The sequence below is a fragment of the Paenibacillus etheri genome, from assembly GCF_001012825.1.
GTDB lineage: Bacteria > Bacillota > Bacilli > Paenibacillales > Paenibacillaceae > Paenibacillus_AQ > Paenibacillus_AQ etheri.
The window spans coordinates 646,831-668,205 of sequence record NZ_LCZJ02000033.1 but is presented as its reverse complement, the minus strand read 5'-3'; the positions used below and the strand labels follow the sequence as shown (position 1 = coordinate 668,205).

The 21,375-nt window shown below is 44.9% G+C and carries 15 protein-coding genes; 8 read left to right on the top strand and 7 right to left on the bottom strand.

The window, feature by feature from the left end; all coding sequences use genetic code 11:
• Window positions 1-203: 203 nt before the first annotated feature.
• Window positions 204-1,754 (top strand): glucose-6-phosphate dehydrogenase, encoded by a 1,551-nt coding sequence (gene zwf, locus UQ64_RS22335; RefSeq protein ID WP_060625637.1) that lies wholly within the window; start codon window positions 204-206, stop codon window positions 1,752-1,754.
• A gap of 1,524 nt (window positions 1,755-3,278) precedes the next feature.
• On the top strand, window positions 3,279-4,877 hold the full coding sequence (locus tag UQ64_RS22330) for a peptide chain release factor 3 (RefSeq protein ID WP_060625636.1): 1,599 nt from the start codon (window positions 3,279-3,281) through the stop codon (window positions 4,875-4,877).
• Window positions 4,878-4,976: 99 nt separating this feature from the next.
• Here the strand turns inward: UQ64_RS22330 and UQ64_RS22325 are convergent, their stop codons facing one another.
• The gene (locus tag UQ64_RS22325) at window positions 4,977-5,213 is read right to left on the bottom strand and encodes a small acid-soluble spore protein SspI (protein ID WP_042130985.1); all 237 of its coding nucleotides are present in this window, start codon (window positions 5,211-5,213) and stop codon (window positions 4,977-4,979) included.
• Between the two features lie 138 nt (window positions 5,214-5,351).
• Between UQ64_RS22325 and UQ64_RS22320 the strand changes: the two genes are divergently transcribed.
• Together UQ64_RS22320 and UQ64_RS22315 are read left to right on the top strand one after the other, a co-directional pair.
• Window positions 5,352-6,011, top strand: a complete 660-nt coding sequence (locus UQ64_RS22320; protein WP_060625635.1) for a potassium channel family protein — start codon at window positions 5,352-5,354, stop codon at window positions 6,009-6,011.
• A gap of 156 nt (window positions 6,012-6,167) precedes the next feature.
• Entirely contained in the window at window positions 6,168-6,956 is a 789-nt protein-coding gene (locus tag UQ64_RS22315; protein WP_060625634.1) for a TrmH family RNA methyltransferase, read from the top strand.
• A gap of 72 nt (window positions 6,957-7,028) precedes the next feature.
• Here the strand turns inward: UQ64_RS22315 and UQ64_RS22310 are convergent, their stop codons facing one another.
• The 6 genes from UQ64_RS22310 to UQ64_RS22285 form a co-directional block, all read right to left on the bottom strand.
• The gene (locus tag UQ64_RS22310) at window positions 7,029-8,789 is read right to left on the bottom strand and encodes an ABC transporter ATP-binding protein (protein ID WP_060625633.1); all 1,761 of its coding nucleotides are present in this window, start codon (window positions 8,787-8,789) and stop codon (window positions 7,029-7,031) included.
• Window positions 8,789-10,546 carry an ABC transporter ATP-binding protein gene (locus UQ64_RS22305; RefSeq protein ID WP_060625632.1) on the bottom strand — a complete coding sequence of 586 codons (1,758 nt, stop codon included), beginning with the start codon at window positions 10,544-10,546 and terminating at the stop codon, window positions 8,789-8,791. The genes UQ64_RS22310 and UQ64_RS22305 overlap by 1 nt, the downstream gene beginning before the upstream one ends.
• Before the next feature lie 167 nt (window positions 10,547-10,713).
• Complete coding sequence (locus UQ64_RS22300; protein WP_060625631.1) at window positions 10,714-11,199, bottom strand: GNAT family N-acetyltransferase; 486 nt, start codon at window positions 11,197-11,199, stop codon at window positions 10,714-10,716.
• The gene (locus tag UQ64_RS22295; protein ID WP_209445860.1) at window positions 11,196-12,275 is read right to left on the bottom strand and encodes a HAMP domain-containing sensor histidine kinase; all 1,080 of its coding nucleotides are present in this window, start codon (window positions 12,273-12,275) and stop codon (window positions 11,196-11,198) included. The genes UQ64_RS22300 and UQ64_RS22295 overlap by 4 nt, the downstream gene beginning before the upstream one ends.
• Window positions 12,272-12,943, bottom strand: a complete 672-nt coding sequence (locus UQ64_RS22290) for a response regulator transcription factor (protein ID WP_060625630.1) — start codon at window positions 12,941-12,943, stop codon at window positions 12,272-12,274. Before UQ64_RS22290 ends, UQ64_RS22295 begins: the two co-directional genes overlap by 4 nt.
• Window positions 12,944-13,130: 187 nt before the next feature.
• Complete coding sequence (locus UQ64_RS22285; protein WP_060625629.1) at window positions 13,131-14,099, bottom strand: LacI family DNA-binding transcriptional regulator; 969 nt, start codon at window positions 14,097-14,099, stop codon at window positions 13,131-13,133.
• A gap of 113 nt (window positions 14,100-14,212) precedes the next feature.
• On the opposite strand from UQ64_RS22285, the gene UQ64_RS22280 reads away from it, so the two are divergent.
• The 4 genes from UQ64_RS22280 to UQ64_RS22265 all read left to right on the top strand — a co-directional run bounded on the left by UQ64_RS22280 (window position 14,213) and on the right by UQ64_RS22265 (window position 21,303).
• On the top strand, window positions 14,213-15,625 hold the full coding sequence (locus tag UQ64_RS22280) for a glycoside hydrolase family 1 protein (protein WP_060625628.1): 1,413 nt from the start codon (window positions 14,213-14,215) through the stop codon (window positions 15,623-15,625).
• A gap of 260 nt (window positions 15,626-15,885) precedes the next feature.
• Window positions 15,886-16,908 (top strand): ABC transporter substrate-binding protein, encoded by a 1,023-nt coding sequence (locus UQ64_RS22275; protein WP_060625627.1) that lies wholly within the window; start codon window positions 15,886-15,888, stop codon window positions 16,906-16,908.
• Window positions 16,905-18,974, top strand: coding sequence for an iron ABC transporter permease (locus UQ64_RS22270; protein ID WP_245238149.1), 2,070 nt, complete (start codon window positions 16,905-16,907; stop codon window positions 18,972-18,974). Before UQ64_RS22275 ends, UQ64_RS22270 begins: the two co-directional genes overlap by 4 nt.
• 256 nt (window positions 18,975-19,230) lie before the next feature.
• On the top strand, window positions 19,231-21,303 hold the full coding sequence (locus UQ64_RS22265) for a peptidoglycan D,D-transpeptidase FtsI family protein (protein ID WP_060625625.1): 2,073 nt from the start codon (window positions 19,231-19,233) through the stop codon (window positions 21,301-21,303).
• The last annotated feature ends 72 nt before the right edge of the window (window positions 21,304-21,375 follow it).

Below are 21,375 nucleotides of genomic sequence, written 5' to 3'. Positions count from 1 at the left end.
AATTCGTCAATACAGATTTAAGTTTTATAAGGCGAAGTGTAGTTAATAATAAGAAAACATGAATTGAAAATTTCGAAATCCCGAGAGTATTTGTCAGGAATGTGATAGCATCCTTTTTAGGAATATGCTAAAATGACATAACGTCGTTTTCTCGACGCTGAGAATGTCAATAAACTATATTACATACAGAAAGATGAGGAGCCATGGCTGAAAATCAAACCCTTGATGCACTGCACACACCCGGTGCTGTCTTTTTTATCTTTGGGGCAACCGGAGATTTAGCCCGGCGTAAGCTTTTCCCGGCGATTTACAGCTTGTACCGTGAAGGTAAGCTGGCACATGATTTTGCGGTAATTGGCGTGGCGCGGCGCCCGCGTACTCAGGAAGAATTTAGAAGTGATGTGAAGGAATCCATCCTTGAATTCTGCCGTTATAAAGCGGGAGAAGAGAGCGAATGGAACGAGTTTGTACAGCATTTTGAATACAAATCTCTGGACATCAACGATATTGATGGCTTCCGCGAATTAAGAGCTCAAACAGAAGCTCTTGAAGAGAAGTTCAGAATTCCGGGCAATCGGATGTTCTATCTTGCTCTGGCGCCTGAATTGTTCGGCAGTGTCTCGTTCAACCTTAAGGCTGGCGGCATGCTGGATAGCACAGGATGGAATCGCCTCGTCATCGAGAAGCCTTTTGGATATAACCTGGAGTCAGCTGAGCAGCTGAACGAGCAGATCCGTGAGGTATTCAAGGAAGAGGAGATCTACCGGATCGATCATTATCTGGGTAAAGAAATGGTTCAGAATATCGAAGTCATTCGTTTTGCCAATGCTTTTTTCGAACCGCTTTGGAATAATAAGCATATTGCCAATATTCAAATTACACTTGGCGAAACCGTAGGTGTTGAAGAGCGTGGTGGTTATTATGATCATGCTGGAGCCTTACGGGATATGGGCCAGAATCATATATTGCAACTGCTGACTATGATCGCAATGGAACCACCAAGCCGTCTGCTTGCAGAAGATATTCGTGACGAAAAGGTGAAGGTACTTCGTTCACTTCGCCCTTATGGTACATCTGACGAGGTTCGTGAGAATGTCGTGAGAGCACAGTATATTCAAGGCTTGCACAATGGAAAGACCCTTCCTGCTTATCGTCAGGAGGATAAGGTTGATCCTGAATCGAGTACTGAGACGTATTTTGCTGCCCGTGTGTTTGTAGATAACTTCCGCTGGGCTGGAGTTCCTTTCTATATTCGTACAGGTAAACGTCTACCGGTGAAGACAACGGAAGTGGTAGTTGAGTTCAAGGGAATGCCAACCAATGTTTATTTGGGACAAAAGCATACGCTGGAGCCTAACCTACTTGTTATCCGTGTGAACCCTATGGAAGGCATTTATGTAAAGATTAATGCCAAGAAGCCGGGTTCCGAGTCTGAAATTCAACCGCTCGCTATGGACTTCTGTCAGAGCTGCTTGGTTGGAATCAATTCTCCGGAAGCTTACGAGCGCTTGCTTCATGATGCGGCACGCGGAGATTCCACTTATTTCACTCGTTGGGATGAGGTATCGTCAGCTTGGTCGTTCGTGGATCGTATTGCGAAGGCTTGGAAGGAAGAGTCGAGTGATCTATCTTCTTATCCTGCTGGCACTTGGGGTCCGGTTGAAGCGGATCAATTGCTTGGTCAGGATGGCTTCCATTGGTGGCCGGTAAACGGTCAGGAAGAAGATAATGTAGTTTGGCTGAAGAATAACTAAACTTTGCGTTAATGCTATCTCCCTGCAGAGGATGCAGGGAGATTTTTTGTAATGCTGAGATTAGAGAACACTCAGCCTCCCCAGGTCGCTTGGGCCAACAAGGTCACTCAGCCTCCCAAGGCCACTCTGGCTCCAAATGCCGCTCGGGCGACAGGAACATTTTTCAAATAACTGCACTTTGTACAATTAAAATCACATATTGGGTGGAACCCCGAAAAGCTAGTACATTGAATTTTTAATTGCATCAAATACAACTAAAGGCGATTGGAAATGCTAATACTTCTTATAAGTGTAGGAAATACAACTATTTTACTATAAGAGACTGCGGAGAAATGTGAAACGAATTCAAGGGAGGGGCCTATATTCAACGGGTGGCCATGGGGAGCCCTGTTTTCAATTACACACACGTCTTTGGGTCGGACCGAGCGGACCTTATCCTCCGAAATGCATGTTTTAGTCGAGCTTACAGACAAATGTATGCGAAAAACCGAATACAATGTGCAGCCAGTAACGTTAACGAGCCAAATGTATGCGAAAAACCGAATACAATGTGCAGCCAGTAACGTTAACGAGCCAAATGTATGCGAAAAACCGAATACAATGTGCCGCCAGTAACGTTAACGAGCCAAATGTATGCGAAAAACCGAATACAATGTGCAGCCAGTAACGTAAACGAGCTAAATGTATGCGAAAAATCGAATACAATGTGCCGCCAGTAACGTAAACGAGCCGATTGTATGCGAAAAACCGAATACAATGTGCCTCCGGTAACGTAAACGAGCTAAATGTATGAGAAAAATCGAATACAATGTGCCGCCAGTAACGTTAACGAGCCAAATGTATGCGAAAAACCGAATACAATGTGCCGCCAGTAACGTAAACGAGCCGAATGTATGCGAAAAACCGAATATAATGTGCCGCCGGTAACGTAAACGAGCCGATTGTATTCGAAAAACCGAATACAATGTGTCGCCAGTAACGTAACCGAGCCAAATGTATGCGAAAAACCGAATACAGTGTGCCTCCGGTAACGTAAACGAGCTAGCACTGTTATCCGCCCTGAATCACCCGGGAATGGGCTTGTTATTAGGGAATAAGTGCAATACGATCCGCCCCTAATATATGTGCTCATTTCATCGAAATAAAGATCCATTCGGTCCGTAAGCGGAACCTCACTACGAATGTGCATATGGATACGAGTATGGAACGGCTGTACTCAGCTTGTAACTCTACCTCCAAGGACGCCGTCAGGCGTTTTTCTTGTTGAGCTATGAGAACTGGTGAACATGATATAGACCTGATTTGGGAGATATTTTGCTGCAATAGCTTTTTAGTAGATAATGTCTGCCGGATTTTGATATACTTTAGAGGATGCTTTCACTTGAAGCGGACTGGAGCTAGACCTAAGATAGCTATTCATTCAGAAATGAAGGGGTATGAACAATGAGCAGAGCACCGATTTGAAGATAACCCCAGTGTAATTGAAGCAGAAGCAGGAATTTTATATATGAAGGGATTTGTGTAATGAACAAAGCAATAGATCAGAAGCTGCAAAAGGAAGTGGACAGACGCAGAACCTTTGCGATCATTTCCCACCCGGATGCGGGTAAAACAACTTTAACGGAAAAACTACTGTTATTCGGTGGTGCTATCCGTTTAGCGGGAACGGTTAAAGCCCGGAAGGCGAACAAGCATGCAACGAGCGACTGGATGGAAATTGAGAAGCAGCGGGGGATTTCTGTTACTTCCTCTGTAATGCAGTTTGATTATTTGAACCACCGCGTGAATATTTTGGATACACCGGGTCACCAAGACTTTAGTGAGGACACCTACCGTACACTAACAGCTGCTGATAGTGCGGTCATGCTTATCGACGTGGCAAAAGGTGTGGAAACCCAGACGACCAAGCTGTTTCAGGTATGTGCTAAACGTGGGATTCCGATCTTTACCTTTATCAATAAGCTGGACCGTGAAGGACGCAGTCCGTTTGATCTGATGGAAGAGCTGGAGCAGGTACTGGGCATTCGCTCTGTGCCTATGAACTGGCCGATCGGTAGTGGACGTGAGCTATGTGGCGTATATGACCGGATGAAGAATCAGGTGGAGCTGTTCCAAGGTGACGATCACTCCGTAATCAAGGTACAAAAGGTTGACGGATATCGTGATCCAATCATTCGTGAAATGGCTGGAGAATATCTGCATGATCAACTGTGTCAGGATCTGGAGCTGCTTGATGTAGCAGGCGATGCTTTTGACTATGAAAAAGTACTAAGTGGTGAACTCACACCTGTGTTCTTTGGTAGTGCGATCAACAATTTCGGCGTACAGACTTTCCTCGATAATTTCTTGGATTTGGCACCGAAGCCTGAACCACGCCGCAGTACTACAGGTTTGATAGAACCGATGAATGAGAAGTTTACTGGCTATGTGTTCAAAATCCAAGCCAATATGAACCCGGCTCACCGTGACCGGATTGCTTTCCTGCGTATTGTGTCCGGGAAGTTCGAACGGGGTATGAGCGTGAAGCATGTACGTGCGGGTAAGGATATTAAGCTGGCCCAGCCACAACAATTCTTAGCGCAAGACCGTGATATCGTAGAGGAAGCCTATCCGGGAGATATTATCGGGTTGTTTGATCCAGGTATTTTTAGAATTGGAGATACACTGAGTCAGGCAGGAGATTTGGAATTCGATGAGTTGCCAACATTCTCACCTGAGATTTTTGCTAAAGTGAGCATTAAAAATGCTTTGAAATCGAAGCAGTTCCAAAAGGGTGTCGATCAACTAACCGAAGAGGGAATGATTCAGGTGTTCCGCACGGTTAACTTCGACGATATCCTGCTCGGCGTAGTTGGGCAGCTGCAGTTTGAGGTGTTCGAGTACCGCATGAAGGGTGAATATGGTGTGGATGTTCAGTTGCAACGTATGCCATACCAGTTCGCGCGTTGGATCGTAGATGATGCTAAACCGGATGCGAGCAAATTCCGTATTAACTCTACGCTTGTTACAGATAAGAAGGGCAATTTTGTCGTGTTGTTCGAGAATGAATATGCGATGCGAACAGCGATGGATAAGAACCCGACAGCTACGTTCCTAGAGATGGCTCCTAAGGCATTACTATAGTAAGGAAGCTACAACTTCCTGATTGTTAATAAAAACCTCCGCCCTCAGCGTGCAAATTGCACAATGGGGAAGCGGAGGTTTTTGACTAATTACGTCTAGTTATGAAGTGATATTCCCAGGGGTAATCGTCTCAAGGTGATCATGCAGCATTGAAACCAAATTATCTTGTTTAGCGGTGTCCAAGTCTTTCCAGATCATTTCAAATACGGCGCCAAGTCCGGGGAGTGCTGCTTCCGGTCCGTCTACCGAGCCTTCAATCATATGCCGCAAATCCTCTTCGGATTGACCATGCACTTTATGAATAATCGCCTGGCGTAAGTCAATGGTAACTGGCATAAAAACATCTCCTTTTTGGAATGTAGTGATATTCACTTCGTTTTAATGTACCCTGTATGGGTGCTGGAAATTCAAGTTTTTGTTCTCATATGCTATACTGTTTGAGATATAGAAATGCTACGGGAGGTACATATAGACATGGCTAAAAAACAATATGCCATCATTGGTATGGGGCGTTTCGGATCCAGTGTTGCAAGAGCTCTCAGCGGTATGGGGTATGATGTACTTGCGATTGACACGGACGAGCAACGGACACAGGAGATTTCAAATATAGTAACACACGCCGTATCTGCAGATTCAACGGATGAAGAAGCGCTACGCGCACTTGGTATTCGCAATTTTGATGTGGTGGTTGTGGCTATTGGAGAGGACATCCAAGCAAGCATTCTTACAACTTTAATTCTGAAGGACCTTGGTGTACCAGCAATTATCGCAAAAGCAAAAAGTGAGCTGCACGGCAAAGTATTAGGCAAAATAGGTGCAGATAAGGTGATTTATCCTGAGCGGGATATGGGAATGCGGGTTGCGCATCATTTGGCTTCGCCTAATATATTGGATTATATCGAGCTGTCACCTGATTATAGTATTTTGGACATGAAGGTATCCGGATCGATGCTCGGGAAAAATCTACAAGAGCTCGATATCCGCGCAAAATATGGCTGCAACGTAATGGCTATTCGCCAAGGTGAAGAGATGAACATCTCTCCTCGTGCAGAGGATCGTTTGGTCGATGGGGATATCCTTGTAATTGTGGGGCATAAGGATAACCTGACGAAGCTGGAGATTGAGTATCAGTAGGTGGGGCGATTCTGATGATAAGCGTTATTGCGTTTCCTCTCCATAACGTAATCATCAGGTTTATAGGGGAGTAGAAAAGAAGAAGAGTAAAGACAAAGATAAAGAGTAAAATATAAGAACAAGAAAAAATGGCAAGGCATAAGAAAGGAAGACTTTATGGAAATCATGTCTCCGCAAAATACGCGGGTTAAAGAGTGGGCCGGGCTACAGGAGAAAAAGCACCGTGACAAGGCTCGTAAATATATCGTAGAAGGTGTTCATCTGGTACAGGAAGCGCTGCTGGCTGAAGCAGATGTGGAATGTCTTGCCTATGACCTCGATAAAGGAATGCCCGCTGAACTCAAGGGGCTTCTCCAGTCCGTTCAGGGCATGGATGTGATTGGCGTAACAGCGGCCATCATCTCGAAATGCAGCAGCACTAATACACCACAGCCGGTGTTCGCCATCGTGCGGAAGGAACAGCAGGCGGTAGAGGCTATCCTAGCGAAGGAGGATAGTCTGGTGGTTGTCCTGGACGGTGTCCAGGACCCCGGTAATGTCGGCACCATCATCCGCAGCGCGGATGCAGCAGGAGCAGATGGAGTGATCCTCGGCCAAGGCTGTGCCGACCTCTACAATCCGAAGACCATCCGTTCCACGATGGGATCGATGTTTCATCTCCCGGTGGTGGAGGGAGATTTAGGTGAGATTTTGCCACAGGCCCGGGAACGCGGGGCATTGCTGGTGAGCACTTCGCTGCAGGGAGAAGAATCGTGCTATCAGCACGATTTTCACGGCAGCCAGTGGCTGCTGATTGGCAGTGAGGGCAAGGGCATTTCGCCGGAAACTGCGCGACTCGTGGACAAGAGTATCATCATCCCGATGGCAGGCCGCGCTGAATCACTCAATGCGGCGATGGCAGCGACGATTTTGCTATTTGAGGGAATGCGACAGCGGAAGGCATAAGCTGCTTCTAAAAAAGGAACGGACGATAAAAAACTGCAAGCTCATAATTGAGTTGCAGTTTTTTTATCATTTTTATGAAGCCTGCTCAAACTGGCTGTTATACAGCTCTGCATAGAATCCGTTCTGAGCCAGCAATTCTGCATGGCTGCCGCTTTCCAAGATATCGCCGTCCTTCAGGACCAGAATCACATCAGCATTCTTGATGGTTGAGAGCCGGTGTGCGATAACGAAAGAGGTTCTGCCTTCCATAAGCTTATCCATCGCCTGCTGAATCAGCAGCTCAGTACGGGTATCCACCGAGCTTGTAGCTTCATCAAGAATGAGCATTGGCGCATCCTTCAGCATCGCGCGAGCGATGGTCAGCTGTTGCTTTTGTCCGGCGGACAGATTAACCTTATCGTTCAGTACGGTGTTGTATCCGTCACTTAAGGATTTAATGAAGCGGTGTAGGCCAACAGCCTTGCAAGCTTCTTCAATCTTATCGTCGGATATGTTCTGCTGATTGTAAATCAGATTCTCTTTAATCGTACCCTCAAACAGCCAGGTATCCTGCAGGACCATACAGAACAGATCATGAATATTCTCTCTCGTCAGGCTGCTGATCGTCGTGTCATCGATGTAGATTTCTCCGCCCGTCAATTCGTTGAATCGGATGAGCAGGTTGACCAGCGTAGTTTTTCCTGCGCCGGTAGGACCAACGATGGCCACTTTTTGCCCAGGTTTTACATCTGTCGAGAAGTTATTGATAATCAGTTTTTCTGAAGTCTCATACGCAAATTGTACTTGGTCAAATTTTACTTTGCCTTTAGCAGTTGGCAGTGTGTTCTCTTTGTGGCTTTCGTCTTCCATTTCCTCAGCCTCCAGAAATTCAAATACACGGCTGCCAGCTGCAGATGCGGCTTGCAGACTCTGCGCGGCCTGAGCAATCTGGGACAACGGCTGGGTAAAGTAACGTACATACATAATGAAGGCGACGATAACCCCGAATGAAATCGTGCCGTTCATGGCGAGTACACCACCAACGATACAGACAGCAACGAAGCCCAGATTACCAATAAAGCCCATCAGCGGTGGCATCAGCCCAGAGAGGAATTGCGCTTTGAAGGCGCTGTTCTTCAGCCCCTGATTTAATTCCTGGAAGGTAGTGCGCATCTGCGCTTCGCCATTATACGCTTTAACTACATTATGTCCTGTATAGACTTCTTCGACATGACCGTTGATTTTACCTAAATACTCCTGCTGGCTAGCAAAATATTTCTGCGATTTCTTCATAATGACCACCATTAGGCCAAAGCCGATGATCGTTGCCAGAATAGCGGTAAGGGTCATAATTACATTGGTCTTCAGCATCATGACGATCGAACCGACGAACATTGCTACGGCGGTTACGACATTACCAATACTCTGATTCATCGATTGCCCGATGGTATCTACATCATTCGTTACCCGGGATAAAATATCACCTGTGGCCGATTTATTATAGTAGGAGATTGGAAGTTTGTTCATTTTATGAGCCAGATCAGTTCTTAATTTCTTCGAGACCTTCTGGGTAATAATCGACATGATCAAGCCTTGCGAGAGTGACAACAACGCACCGACGCCGTAGATTACGACGAGGGTAATGCCAATGGTAGTAATGCCGTCCATATCGATGCTGCCGGCAAGACCAGCTGTAATTTTGTCGGTGATCTCGGAGAGTTTGTCCGGACCGAATAACGTGAGCACCGTTCCAGCCGCAGCGCAGATTAGCGCAATTACGATCACTGGAACATACTTGCGGCAGTAGCGGAGCAGCTTGCTCCATGTATTCTGGCCTTTATTTTTGGTTTTCATTACGCAAGCTCCTCCTTTGTCAGCTGAGAATAAGCAATTTCCTGATACACGTCGCAGGATTGCATTAATTCGTCATGTGTTCCGATACCGACGATGCTTCCGGCTTCCAGAACAATGATTTTGTCAGCGTCTTTGATCGTACCAATACGCTGTGCAACGATCAGCATCGTTGAATCATGAGCGTCTTTTTTCAGCTCACTGCGCAGTTTGCGGTCAGTCTTATAATCAAGTGCCGAGAAAGAGTCGTCAAAGATTAATATTTCTGGACGCCGGGCAATCGCTCTGGCAATCGACAACCGCTGTTTTTGCCCGCCAGACAGATTTGATCCGCCTTGGGCGATATGGGCATCGTAGTTTCCCTCTAGCTTTTCTACAAATTCAGAGGATTGGGAAGTGTAGACCGCATCTACAATATCTGAACTGAGGACCTGACCAGAGCCGTTCTCACCAAAGGCAATATTGGAAGACACTGTTCCGCCAAACAATACAGCCTTCTGGGAGACGTAGCCCATTTTATTCCGTAGCGCTTGCTGGTCGTATTCTTTGACATTGATGCCATTTACCAGCACTTCGCCTTCTGTAGCATCATAGAAACGGGGAATGAGGTTAACAAGTGTACTTTTCCCGCAGCCTGTTGATCCGATAAAAGCAACGGTCTCCCCCTGCTTCGCCGTGAAGCTGATGTTCTCCAGCACATAGTCCTCTGCATCCGGATATTTGAAGCTAACCCCCTTGAATTCAAGCTCATCTTCTCGCTTCACAGGGAATTGAGTGACTGATCCATTCTTCAAGCTAGGCACTGTTTCTAGCACTTCATTGATACGTTTAGCCGATACTTGAGCGCGGGGTAATAAGATAAAGATCATAATCAGCATCATAAAGGCCATAACCACTTGCATGGCATAAGATGAGAATACGATCATATCTGAGAACAAGCCCATCTTGGCAGTACCGTCGGCTGCTTGAATGAGCACTGCACCCACCCAATAGATGGAGAGACTGAGTCCACTCATAATCAAAGTAATACTCGGCATCAATAGGGTCATTACATTGTTGGCAAATAGGTTGGTACTGGTAAGCTCGTTGTTGGCTACAGCGAACTTCTGTTCCTGATATTCCTCGGCATTGTACGCCCGGATGACACGAAGGCCGTTAAGATTCTCTCTGGATACACGATTCAGATTGTCGGTTAACAGCTGCAGCTTTTTAAATTTAGGCAGAACGAGCACGATGCAGATTGCAACAATAAGCACTAGCAATGCGACCGCGGCACCTGTCGTAAGAGTCCACTCCCAGATTTTTCCTGAAATCTTGAGTATTGCCCACACAGCAAGGATTGGAGCTTTCACTAGTAGCTGTAAACCAATCACAATCAGCATTTGTACTTGTGTGATGTCATTCGTGGAACGGGTAATTAGACTTGCCGTTGAGAAGTTGCTAATCTCCTCCATCGAAAAGGATTGTACCTTATCGAACAATTTGGAACGCAATCTTGCAGACAAGTCAGCTGCTATTCTCGAAGCAATGCCCGCTACAACAATTGAAGTCGCCAGACTGCCAAGAGCACAGAGCAGCATCCAGCCTCCTACGACAAGGATTTCATTCATTTCGCTTCCTGGCGTTTGGATCAGCCGGGTAATATCACTCATGTAGTCAGGCAGTTCTAAATCCAGCCAGACTTGAGCGATAATGAACATGAGGCTGATACCGAATAAGAACCATTCTTTGGGTTCCAGATTCTTTAGTAATTTCAACATAAGAATGACTCCTTTGCATTATCGTTGCTATGATCTTAACGGAGAAAGATAAACTGAAAGTTAACTTTTGCTATGAAATAAAAGAAGAGACCGTCCCTTAAGCCATAGAATGACTGCTTGGGATAGCCTCTTGTGTTTGAGCAGATATAGGTGAACACATTAACAGTTTATAAAAAATATACATAATCTATGAATTCTTCAATAAAATCTGCGCCAGTCTCATTTTTCCTTTTTTGATACATTGTGAATCCAATACTTTCATACATCCGTTGAGCAGGGTATAGATCATCATTCGTGGTTACAATAATTTTTTTTACATCATTCTGGATGACTCTATTAACCGCCTCTTGAAGCTGGATTTTACCATAGCCATTGCCTTTATGTTTTGAAGCAATGCAATTATGCCCGATTTCTGCATACTCAGGCATGTTTCTCGGGTCCCACACCACAAATCCGATGGGTTCATCATTTAAGGTTGTGATAAAAGCATATTTATCTGCAATTTCTAAATGGTCAAAGAAAAAGTTGTCAAAATCCTGCCAATCAGAAATAGAGCTTTGTTCGTATCTGCGATCAAATGAATACGCATCTGTCAACAATTCAAAGAGAATCCCACGGTTAAAACCGCTCAGTTTTTTGAATTTTACACTCATTTACTTGTATCCCCCATTCCTGTACTTACCTTTGTAAAAGCGGGGAGTAGCACGGTGAAAGTGGTTCCTTGTATTGGATCACTGTCACAGCTAATGGTTCCATCGTGCAGTTCAATGATTTTTTGGACAATTGTAAGCCCTAGGCCATTACCGGCAGTAGAGTGAGATGTATCTTGCTGATAGAACTTGTCGAAGACCTTGGGAAGTGCACTCGGACTGATGCCTGCCCCATTATCACGGAACGTAATTTCGACCTGATCGTTCACCCGCCTCATGGTAACTTCGATTTCACCTTGCTCCGGAGTGAATTTAATCGCATTGTCCAATAAATTCAGCCAGACCTGGTTCAGCATCTCTTTATTCCCAGGTACCATATAGTCCTGAACGTTGGCTTTGAAGGAGATATGCTTTTTCGTAAGTTTAGTGTGTAGTAGCAGAATACATTGGCGAATTTGTTCTCCGACATTGAAGGGCTGCCGGTCGGTTAGTATGGCCTGTGCTTCCACTTTAGAGAGGTTCAGTACATTGGAGGCCAGTGTGGCCAGACGGGTAGATTCCTCCATAACAATATCTAGATATTCATTCCGTTCCTCCTTGCTCAGCTCATCATCTTTCAGGATTTCAGCGAACCCTTTAATCGACACAATCGGAGTACGGAATTCATGAGAGAAATTGTTTACAAAATCTGTACGCAGAATTTCAATGCCACCCAGTTCCTCAGCCATCCGGTTAATATTCTCGGAGAGAATCTTGAACTCCGGAGGATGCTTGAGCTGCAGCCGCATAGAGAAGTCCCCTCCGGCCAATTGGTCGATGGCATCAATAAACGTACGAATTGATTTCAGCATCCTGCGACTGGTAATTACCGATGTGACGGTGCCGATAATCGTGCAGGCAATCAATATAATCAAGGTGAGAATTTTTTTGTCCTGGAGAATCCGCTCATCGAGTAGGCCGAAAACCAGGGACAGATAGGTCAGGATTCCAGTGATTAGCACTGTAATGAGGAAAATAATGAATACAGCAATCGAGAAGTAGATCGGCAGACTGATTTTGCTGCTTAGCTTTTTGATCAAGTTCTCACCGCCTTATATCCGAGACCGCGGACGGACACGAGTTCGAACTCCGGATAGCTTTCAAACCGTTTCCGTAAGCGGTTGATATGCACATTAACCGTAGTGTCTGTAGTCTCGCTGTCCATTCCCCAAATTTCGTCCATCAGCTGAATTCGAGTGAAAATGCGCTCCGGATAGGATAAAAGCTTATAGAGGAGATGGAATTCCTTCTGGGGAAGCGTCTGTTTTTCATTGTCTCGAGTTACTGTTAACGCATCGAAATCAAGAATGACTTTACCGACAATAAGCTTACGGGCGTTTACAATCTGCGAGCGGCGTAGAAGGGCTTGTATTCTTAACAGCATTTCTTCTGTATCTACAGGTTTGGTCATATAATCGTCGGTTCCGAGGCGGAATCCTTTTTTCTTATCTTCTGGAAGCTGTTTGGCCGTGGCCATAAGGATCGGGATCATGTTGTTCGCATTCCTTAGCTCTTCAGCAAATTCATAACCATCCATCCCCGGCATCATAATATCGAGAATGATCAGATCAATGTGCTGGACTTCAAGAACCTCCAGTGCCTGGATTCCATTCTCCGCTGTTAACACTTCATAACCTTCCCGTTTCAGGACAGCGTTCATCAGCTTTCTGACATGCTTATCGTCTTCCACAACGAGGATCTTAATCATGGTTTCACTCCAATAGGTTTTGGATTTGACCGCTTTTTCCCATAATTCTAATTGATAAAAGTGCTAAAGACAAAGTCTTTAGCGGTTTTTACATTACATTGCACAGACATGATTTTTTTGATTAATCACACTACAAAGTTTTGGAATGCTCCTTATCGGCCGGGCAATACTATAACAATTGGGCAAACTAGGTTGTCTCCCGTTCCACCAGTTTATACGACAGCGGCTGCAGCTCCATGTCTCTCCCTAGCAACACTGGAGCTAGGAGAAGAAAAGCGTTCTCAGCCTGGCCCGAAATCGGATTCAGAATGGTTGTGATTCCAAGGGTTTGCGACAGCTCTGAATTATCAAAGCCAACGATGGCGAGATCCCCAGGCACGTCCAGTTTCTGCCTGCGTGCTTCACTGAGAATGCCCGTTGCCACTAAATCATTGGAGCACAAAATCGCATCCGGCCGGTTTGTTTCATCCATAAGAGAGCGCAGCAGCTGCTCTCCGTCGTGAATGCTGTATATCGTAGAGTAATACCATTTCTCGATAACGGGCAGATTATATTTGGCCATGATTTGCTCATAGGCTAGGCGTCTGCTGTGGGTATTAATGCTGCTGGGACGTCCGAACGCGTTAGCGATGCGCGTATAACCCCGCTCTACCAGATGCTCCAGAGCGAGTGCATATCCATCATATTGATTCATGGCAACGGACGGTATTTCAGGATGGTCCATGCGCTGCCAGGACACGATTGGCCCGTACTTACAGTAGGAAGATATGACATTCTGTTCGTTAACGGAGGTCAGAATGAGCAGGGCATCGACTCGTTTCATTTTGAGATCCTCAAAAGCCTGAAGCTCCTTCTGCTTATCCCCGCCGGTAGTGTAAATAATCGTCTGATATCCGTAACGACCTGAGATTTCGACGAAGCTGTTCATAAAGCTCAGAATAAGCCCGTTTAGGTCCATGGTGATCATGCCGATTTGCTGCGTTTGACCTTTGGATAAAGAAATGGCATTGCGGTTAGGAACATAGTCCGTTTCCTTCATGATGGCGAGAATTTTCTCACGAGTCTCCTTGCTAACATGGGGCGATTGGTTCAGGACGCGGGACACCGTGGCTTTGGAAAAGCCCGACAGTTTAGCAATTTCGTCAAGAGTGGACATCGGCTTGTTCTCCTTCGCATGATTAGTACTTGACATGTAACGCGTTCCAAGGTTTAGGATTCGAATTAGAGCAGTAATCCTATACTATCACAATAGCAAAGGCGGGAAAAAATATGGAATTGCAATTTCCAGAAGGATTCTTATGGGGCGGTGCTGTAGCAGCGAACCAGCTTGAAGGGGCGTATCAGGAAGATGGTAAAGGGTGGTCCACCCAAGATGTTATGCCGAAAGGAATTAAGTCTGCGCCTACAGAGGTTCCTACCGACGATAATATGAAGCTCTTAGGTATCGACTTCTATCACCGATATAAAGAAGATATTAAGCTGTTCGCGGAAATGGGCTTTAAAGTGTTCCGGACATCCATCGCCTGGTCCCGGATTTTTCCGAAAGGGGACGAGCTGGAGCCCAATGAAAAAGGTTTGCAATTCTACGACGATCTGTTCGATGAATGTCATAAATACGGCATCGAGCCACTGGTGACGATCTCCCATTATGAGACTCCGCTGCATCTGGCACGAGAATATGATGGATGGGTTAACCGTAAGATGGTAGATTTTTACGAGCGTTATGTGAGAACGATATATAATCGTTACAAGAACAAGGTTAAATATTGGCTGACCTTTAACGAGATCAATTCCATTCTTGAGTTCCCATTTATGAGTGGCGGGATCAATACCCCGCTAGAGAAACTGAGCAAGCAGGATCTGTATCAAGCTATTCATCATGAGTTCGTAGCAAGTGCTCTGGCTGTGAAGATCGGTCATGAGATCAATCCTGATTTTCAAATAGGGTGTATGGTGCTCAGCATGCCGATTTATCCGCTCACTCCGCATCCGGACGATGTGATTAAGGCCATGCAAAGTGATCACAAAAATATGTTCTTTGCGGATGTTCATGCGAGAGGGTATTACCCAGGTTATATGAAGCGTTTCTTCAAAGAGAATGGAATTCACATTCATTTTGAGCCAGGGGACGAAGAAATTCTGAAGCATACCGTGGACTTCATATCGTTCAGTTACTATATGAGCACATGTGAAACGGCCGACCCGGAGAAGCAAATTAGAGGAGAAGGTAACCTGCTAGGTGGGGTTGCGAATCCGTATCTGGAAGCGAGCGAATGGGGCTGGCAGATCGATCCGCAGGGCTTGCGTTATGTTATGAATAGGTTCTACGACCGATACCAGAAGCCACTGTTTATCGTGGAAAATGGCCTTGGTGCTGTCGATCAGCTGGTAGTAGATGGAAACGGCGAAAAGGTAATAAACGACGACTATCGGATCAATTATTTACGAGATCATCTGGTTCAGGTGGCGGAAGCTATTGCTGACGGGGTAGAAGTTATGGGCTATACAAGCTGGGGCTGCATCGACTTGGTTAGCGCAACGAGTGCCGAACTAAAGAAACGTTATGGCTTCATATATGTGGACCGTCATGATGATGGATCAGGTACTCTTGAACGATACCGGAAGAAGTCCTTCCACTGGTACAAAGAAGTGATTGAATCCAACGGGCAGAACCTGTTCTAGTATAATGGTTGGTATTGGATATTAGGATTGCTACTGAATAGTTGGCTGGCAAAACCTAAGTTTCATTTATGTTTACGGGAGATATTTCTCTCGTACATAGATGGGATTTAGGTTTTTTTGTGTTACTTTGGTTTTGATTGATTAAATTTTAACTTTGACTTTCGGTGGAATCACGTATAAGATAACTATTATGTTATCTATGATAATCATTATCAATAGAATGATAACTTTGATAGTTACATACAGGGGGATAAACAAAAATGCATAAAAGATTAATCAATTTAATTATGGTTATGGTTGTCATATTGGTTGTATCAGGTTGTGGATCTAACCAAAACAATACTTCAGGATCGAAAGAAGCAGCTGCTGACAATACAACTGCCGCAAATGCAGGCAGTGAATCCACGAGCGGTCCTATTATATTAAAAGATGATAAAGGCGAGGTTAAGCTGGATAAGCCTGCACAAAGGGTTGTGGTGCTGGAATGGACATTTACGGAGGACATCATCGCGCTCGGAGTTCAGCCGGTGGGGAATGCCGATAACGAAAACTACAAGTTATATGTAACTTCTGAAGCGCCACTCGATGCAAGCGTGACGGATGTTGGCTCACGTGACGAGCCGGATTTGGAGACCATTGCTTCTTTAAAGCCGGATTTGATTATTGCTAATACGGGTGGACATGAAGGAATTTATGATCAATTAAAAGGCATCGCTCCAACGCTGATTTTCGGTCTGTATCCGGAAGAAGGACAAGGTGATCAGTACACGATTATGGAAGATACCTTCAAAACGATTGCAGCGGCTGTTGGTAAAACCGCGGAAGGCGACAAGGTCCTCGCTGACTTGGATGCCCATTACGCAGCAGCGAAGACAAAGCTGACTGAAGCAGGTAAGGAAGGCTTGAATTACGTGCTGACGCAAGCATACAGCTATCAGAATGCAGCAACATTACGTCTTTTTACAGATAACTCACTTGCTGTACAAACATTGGACCGGATTGGTCTGAAGAACGACTGGAAACCCGAAAAATTCGAAGCTTACGGATTCACTACCTCAACGGTTGAAGCATTGCCGGCTGTTCAGGGTACTAACCTGATGTATATCGTCCAAAAGGATGATAATATCTTCACGAAAGAACTGAAGGATAATTCCGTTTGGAACGGCCTTAACTTTGTGAAAGAGAATCGCACCTTCGGATTGAGCAGTACTACTTGGGTGTTCGGCGGTCCGATATCCTCCAAAGTTATTGTGGATGAAGTTATAAATACATTAACGAAATGAGTGCTTTTATGAACGGGAAGAGCAGCAAAGAAGCCTCAAGCGGAATGACTTGGCGAATCATTGGAATATTTGGGGGCGGCCTTGCTGCCCTCTTTGTTCTGTCCATTCTAAGTCTAGGCTTCGGTGAAGCCAAAATCCCTGCAGCTACGGTGTTAGAGGGGCTGCTGAATCGCCAGGATGTGATGGAACATAATCTGCTCTGGGATATCCGGATGCCGCGTACGGTAATTGGCCTTTTGGCTGGGGCTGCTCTGGCTGCGGCTGGAGCATTATTGCAAACAATAACGAAGAATCCGCTCGCTTCCTCAGATACATTGGGGATTAATGCTGGAGCTTATTTTATGGTTGTTCTTGGTATGGTTACTTTTCCAGCTTTGCAGCATCAGTTCCCATTTTTGCTTGCAGTAGCAGGGGGACTGATTGCGGCATTAGCCGCCTATTTGCTGAGCGGTGGCAAGGGGGCTACACCTGTCCGTCTGGCATTATCAGGTATGATCGTGTCTATGGTTCTCGGAGCATTTACATCGGCCCTACATATTTTTAACAAGAATGAAACGCAAAACCTATTCTTATGGGGCTCAGGCTCACTGATTCAGCTAGATTGGGACGGTGTTAAGTATGCCTGGCCTTTTGTTATTCCATTGCTTATAGCGGCTATGCTCGCAGGTAGGCAATTTGATGCGCTGGAGCTTGATGAGTCCACTGCCCGCTCACTTGGGCAACGTGTTGGATTGGCACGGGGGTTAGGTCTGGGTTTATCTGTATTATTGGCTGCGGTCGTAGTCAGCGTGGTCGGTCCAATCGGATTTGTTGGTCTGGTGGCTCCTCATCTGGTTCGGCTTAGCGGTATTCGAAAGCACCACCTGCTCATTCCTGCGAGTGCGCTGTGGGGAGCACTGCTCATTACGGCAGCGGATACGCTTGCACGTATGGTTCGTAGCAATGTAGGTGAGATGCCAGTTGGGGCGGTTATGGCGATTATTGGAGCGCCTTGGCTCATTTGGCTGGTACTCACGAAGATGAAAAATATTTCTGGTTCAGGCTCTGGCCAATCATCTATGGATATAGGAGGAACAGCGCTTCGGATGCGCTTTGTTCCGACGGTGACATTCATGACCGTACTGCTCATTGTTGTTATCCTTGTGAGTCTATCACTTGGGGGGACGAGAATACCAATTAGCGATCTGCTGGGCAGTCTTTTCCACAGCGGTGATGGATCTTATTCCGTTCTGCTGAATTTACGACTTCCGCGTACACTCGTTGCGGCTGGAGGCGGTATTGCGCTTGCCATTAGCGGAGTCTTGATTCAAAGTGCTGTCCGAAATCCGCTGGCTGATGCCTCCATTATTGGTGTGACCTCAGGCGCTGGATTGGGGGCGTTAACCATATTGGTCGCTTTTCCGGCACTGACGGTATTAGCAGTCCCTATTGCAGCAATTGCGGGTGGTGCTCTAGCTGCAGCCTTTGTGTTTTTTATGGCCTGGCGTAGAGCTTTGAATCCATCCGTCCTTATTCTGCTTGGAATTGCAGTATCAGCAATTGCGTCTGCGGGAATACAGGTTATGATCGTCAAAGGCAGTTTATGGAGCAGCAGCTCTTTAATTTGGTTAACGGGCTCGACTTACGGACGAAGCTGGAGTCAATTTAATAGCTTGCTTATCTTCCTGATTGTACTCGTTCCATTGGCTTATTATTTGGGACGTAGATTCGATTTACTGGCTTTTGGGGATGAGAGTTCAACAGGTCTGGGCTTGCCCGTTCGCGGAACTCGGCTTTGGGCCATGATTATCGGTGTGATGCTTGCAGCGGGGGCCGTTGCGAGTGTAGGAACTATTGGTTTTCTCGGACTTATGGCGCCCCATGCAGTACGGATGATGATTGGGCATCACACGAGACGATCCATTGTTCTGTCAGGATTACTTGGCGGATTAATGCTAGTGATTGCAGATACACTGGGAAGAACCATTATGGCGCCGAAAGAAATTCCGTCGGGTCTAATTATAATGTTGATCGGAGCTCCGTATTTCCTATTTTTAATGTACCGGTCTCAGGTTAGAAAATTGTAAGGTTTGCAAATCTTGAAAATAACGTCATTTAAGCCCGTAAGCCTCAGCAGATGATTAGGATTCATTCGTACAGGCAATCAACGACCAAAAACACAGAGCAGCGATTCTCCCACTCCGAGGATCGCTGCTTTTTTAATTCGATATATCGATTTGTGAACAATTATTTAACTATTATTCTTAATTTTGTATATTTGAGTTTGCTAGTTTATAATTGAATCTTATGTTGTATAATTTTGGGAATAAGGAGTGGGATTATGTGAGATTCTTTGACAGAAAAGGAATACAAGATAGTAGCAAAACTATAAATAACTCTAGTGAATTAAGAATCAATATTTTTTTCTTTAGCACTTTTATTATTTTTTGTGTGATTATCCTTCGTCTTGCTGTCTTGCAATTTGTCGAAGGATCTACGCTAACTGAAACCGAAGCTAATCGGGATACGAAAATAGTGCCATTATCAGCAATGAGAGGGAATATCCTCGCAGCTGAAGGTGAGGAATTGGCCTATTCTATACCTGTTCAATCTTTATATCTCACTTTGCAAAAAGAATATACTACCACAACAACAGATAAAACGAACAAAAAAACTACATTAACAGCTGAGGCAAATAACAAATCAAAGGCACTGGCTAGCAAATTAGCAGAAGCCTTCGAAACCTATGGTGATCCTAATGATAAAAAAATAACAAAAGAAGAGATCCTTGATTCTATGGATTTATATTCTAAAAAGTCTTCTGGTTATGTGGCACGAAGAATTAAATCAGAGTTATCCAAGAAAGAAATCGCTTATTTTTTGGAGCACAAAAACGAATATCCCAATCTTGAGGTGTTAGAGGAGAGTTCTAGGCATTATGATATCGATACGGTGGCTGTACAAGCTGTTGGATATGTGAAGTTTTTTAAATCTTCTACTAGTTTAGATCTTTATAAGGATGTACTTCAGGCAATGAAAAATAATCAGAATCCTGGACTTAACTATAAAGAGGATGAGCTCGTAGGCTTTGATGGCTTGGAGCTGCAATACCAGAAGGAGCTTCGGGGACAGAATGGTTATAAGGAAGTTTCAGTAGATCCGCAGAACATGGCGGAGAAAATCGTCAGTATTGAACCGCCGGTTAAAGGGAGCAATATCTGGACTACGATAAATAAAAAAATTCAGATGAAGACTGAAGAGGCTATTAAAGATCAGATTCAGTGGTTGCATTCGCACACAGTACAGGGGGAAACACATCCCGATGCTTTAACAGGTTACGCTGTAGCCATGGAGGTCGATACAGGCAATATTATTACGATGGCGAGTATGCCTGACTATGATGCCAATTATTGGGCTACGGGTTCGATATTACCGGAGAAGTACGAACAAATCGAAAAGCATTATCAAAACGGAACGATTACTCCCTATTCATCAGGAAGATCAGGGCATAATTTCGAGTCCACGGTGCTGCTCGGCTCGACAATAAAACCATTAAGTGTACTGATTGGATTAAAAGAGGGCTTTATAAATACATCTTCTATTTATCAAGATAAAGGAATCACCTCGTTTGGTAGAGAGGGACATGAGACCTTTGTAAGGAATTCATCGAATCATGTATATAACTCTTTGTATCCTCACACGGCAATTGAAAAATCTTCAAACGTATATATGGTTGATATGATTGGGAAAAAATTGTACGACAAATATAAGTCTAAGGGTATTGATGTATGGGACACATATATGAAAGAATTCGGTCTTGGTGTTCCAACAGGTATAGGTTTACCCAGAGAATACTTGGGCGATTTGAATTATAAGGCTGAAGCGAAAGCTGGATCAGTTCAGTCTGCGCTTGTGTATGCTTCTTTTGGACAGCAAGGGCGTTACACAGTTCTTCAGCTGGCGCAATATGCAGCTACTTTAGCCAATGAAGGGCAACGAATCAAACCACAGTTGGTAAGTAAAATCACTGATTCAAATGGGAAGGTTATCAAAGCGTTCAAACGGGAAGTGCTTGATGAAGTGACTAATTTCGATAAATCCTTTTGGCGGGAAATCAAGAAAGGGATGAACAGTGACGTTAAAAGTGCCTTCGGTGATTTCCCCTATGATTTTGCTCGTAAAACAGGGACTTCACAACAAACGGATAGTAAAAAAATTAACCGGGATAACGGAGTGTTCATAGCCTTTGCACCACGTGATAATCCAAAACTTGCTGTGGCTGTAGTCATTCCTGAAGGTGGGTTCGGATCAAATAGCGCCGCACCTGTAGCTAGAAAAATTTTTGATGCTTATGATTGGGAGTATGGATTAGATGGAATTCCGAAAAAAAATATTGTTAAAAATATGAAGGAATAATCGAAAGGAGAGAGCACACCGCTCTTTCCTTTTTCTTTTTCAAAGAGGGTTGTGGAGGATGTGGGGAGAGTC

Excerpts from the sequence above, each read along its gene's own strand:
- zwf (WP_060625637.1), top strand. The coding sequence starts at position 204 with ATGGCTGAAAATCAAACCCTTGATGCACTGCACACACCCGGTGCTGTC.
- UQ64_RS22330 (WP_060625636.1), top strand. The coding sequence starts at position 3,279 with ATGAACAAAGCAATAGATCAGAAGCTGCAAAAGGAAGTGGACAGACGC.
- UQ64_RS22325 (WP_042130985.1), bottom strand. The coding sequence starts at position 5,213 with ATGCCAGTTACCATTGACTTACGCCAGGCGATTATTCATAAAGTGCAT.
- UQ64_RS22320 (WP_060625635.1), top strand. The coding sequence starts at position 5,352 with ATGGCTAAAAAACAATATGCCATCATTGGTATGGGGCGTTTCGGATCC.
- UQ64_RS22315 (WP_060625634.1), top strand. The coding sequence starts at position 6,168 with ATGGAAATCATGTCTCCGCAAAATACGCGGGTTAAAGAGTGGGCCGGG.
- UQ64_RS22310 (WP_060625633.1), bottom strand. The coding sequence starts at position 8,789 with ATGAAAACCAAAAATAAAGGCCAGAATACATGGAGCAAGCTGCTCCGC.
- UQ64_RS22305 (WP_060625632.1), bottom strand. The coding sequence starts at position 10,546 with ATGTTGAAATTACTAAAGAATCTGGAACCCAAAGAATGGTTCTTATTC.
- UQ64_RS22300 (WP_060625631.1), bottom strand. The coding sequence starts at position 11,199 with ATGAGTGTAAAATTCAAAAAACTGAGCGGTTTTAACCGTGGGATTCTC.
- UQ64_RS22290 (WP_060625630.1), bottom strand. The coding sequence starts at position 12,943 with ATGATTAAGATCCTCGTTGTGGAAGACGATAAGCATGTCAGAAAGCTG.
- UQ64_RS22285 (WP_060625629.1), bottom strand. The coding sequence starts at position 14,099 with ATGTCCACTCTTGACGAAATTGCTAAACTGTCGGGCTTTTCCAAAGCC.
- UQ64_RS22280 (WP_060625628.1), top strand. The coding sequence starts at position 14,213 with ATGGAATTGCAATTTCCAGAAGGATTCTTATGGGGCGGTGCTGTAGCA.
- UQ64_RS22275 (WP_060625627.1), top strand. The coding sequence starts at position 15,886 with ATGCATAAAAGATTAATCAATTTAATTATGGTTATGGTTGTCATATTG.
- UQ64_RS22270 (WP_245238149.1), top strand. The coding sequence starts at position 16,905 with ATGAGTGCTTTTATGAACGGGAAGAGCAGCAAAGAAGCCTCAAGCGGA.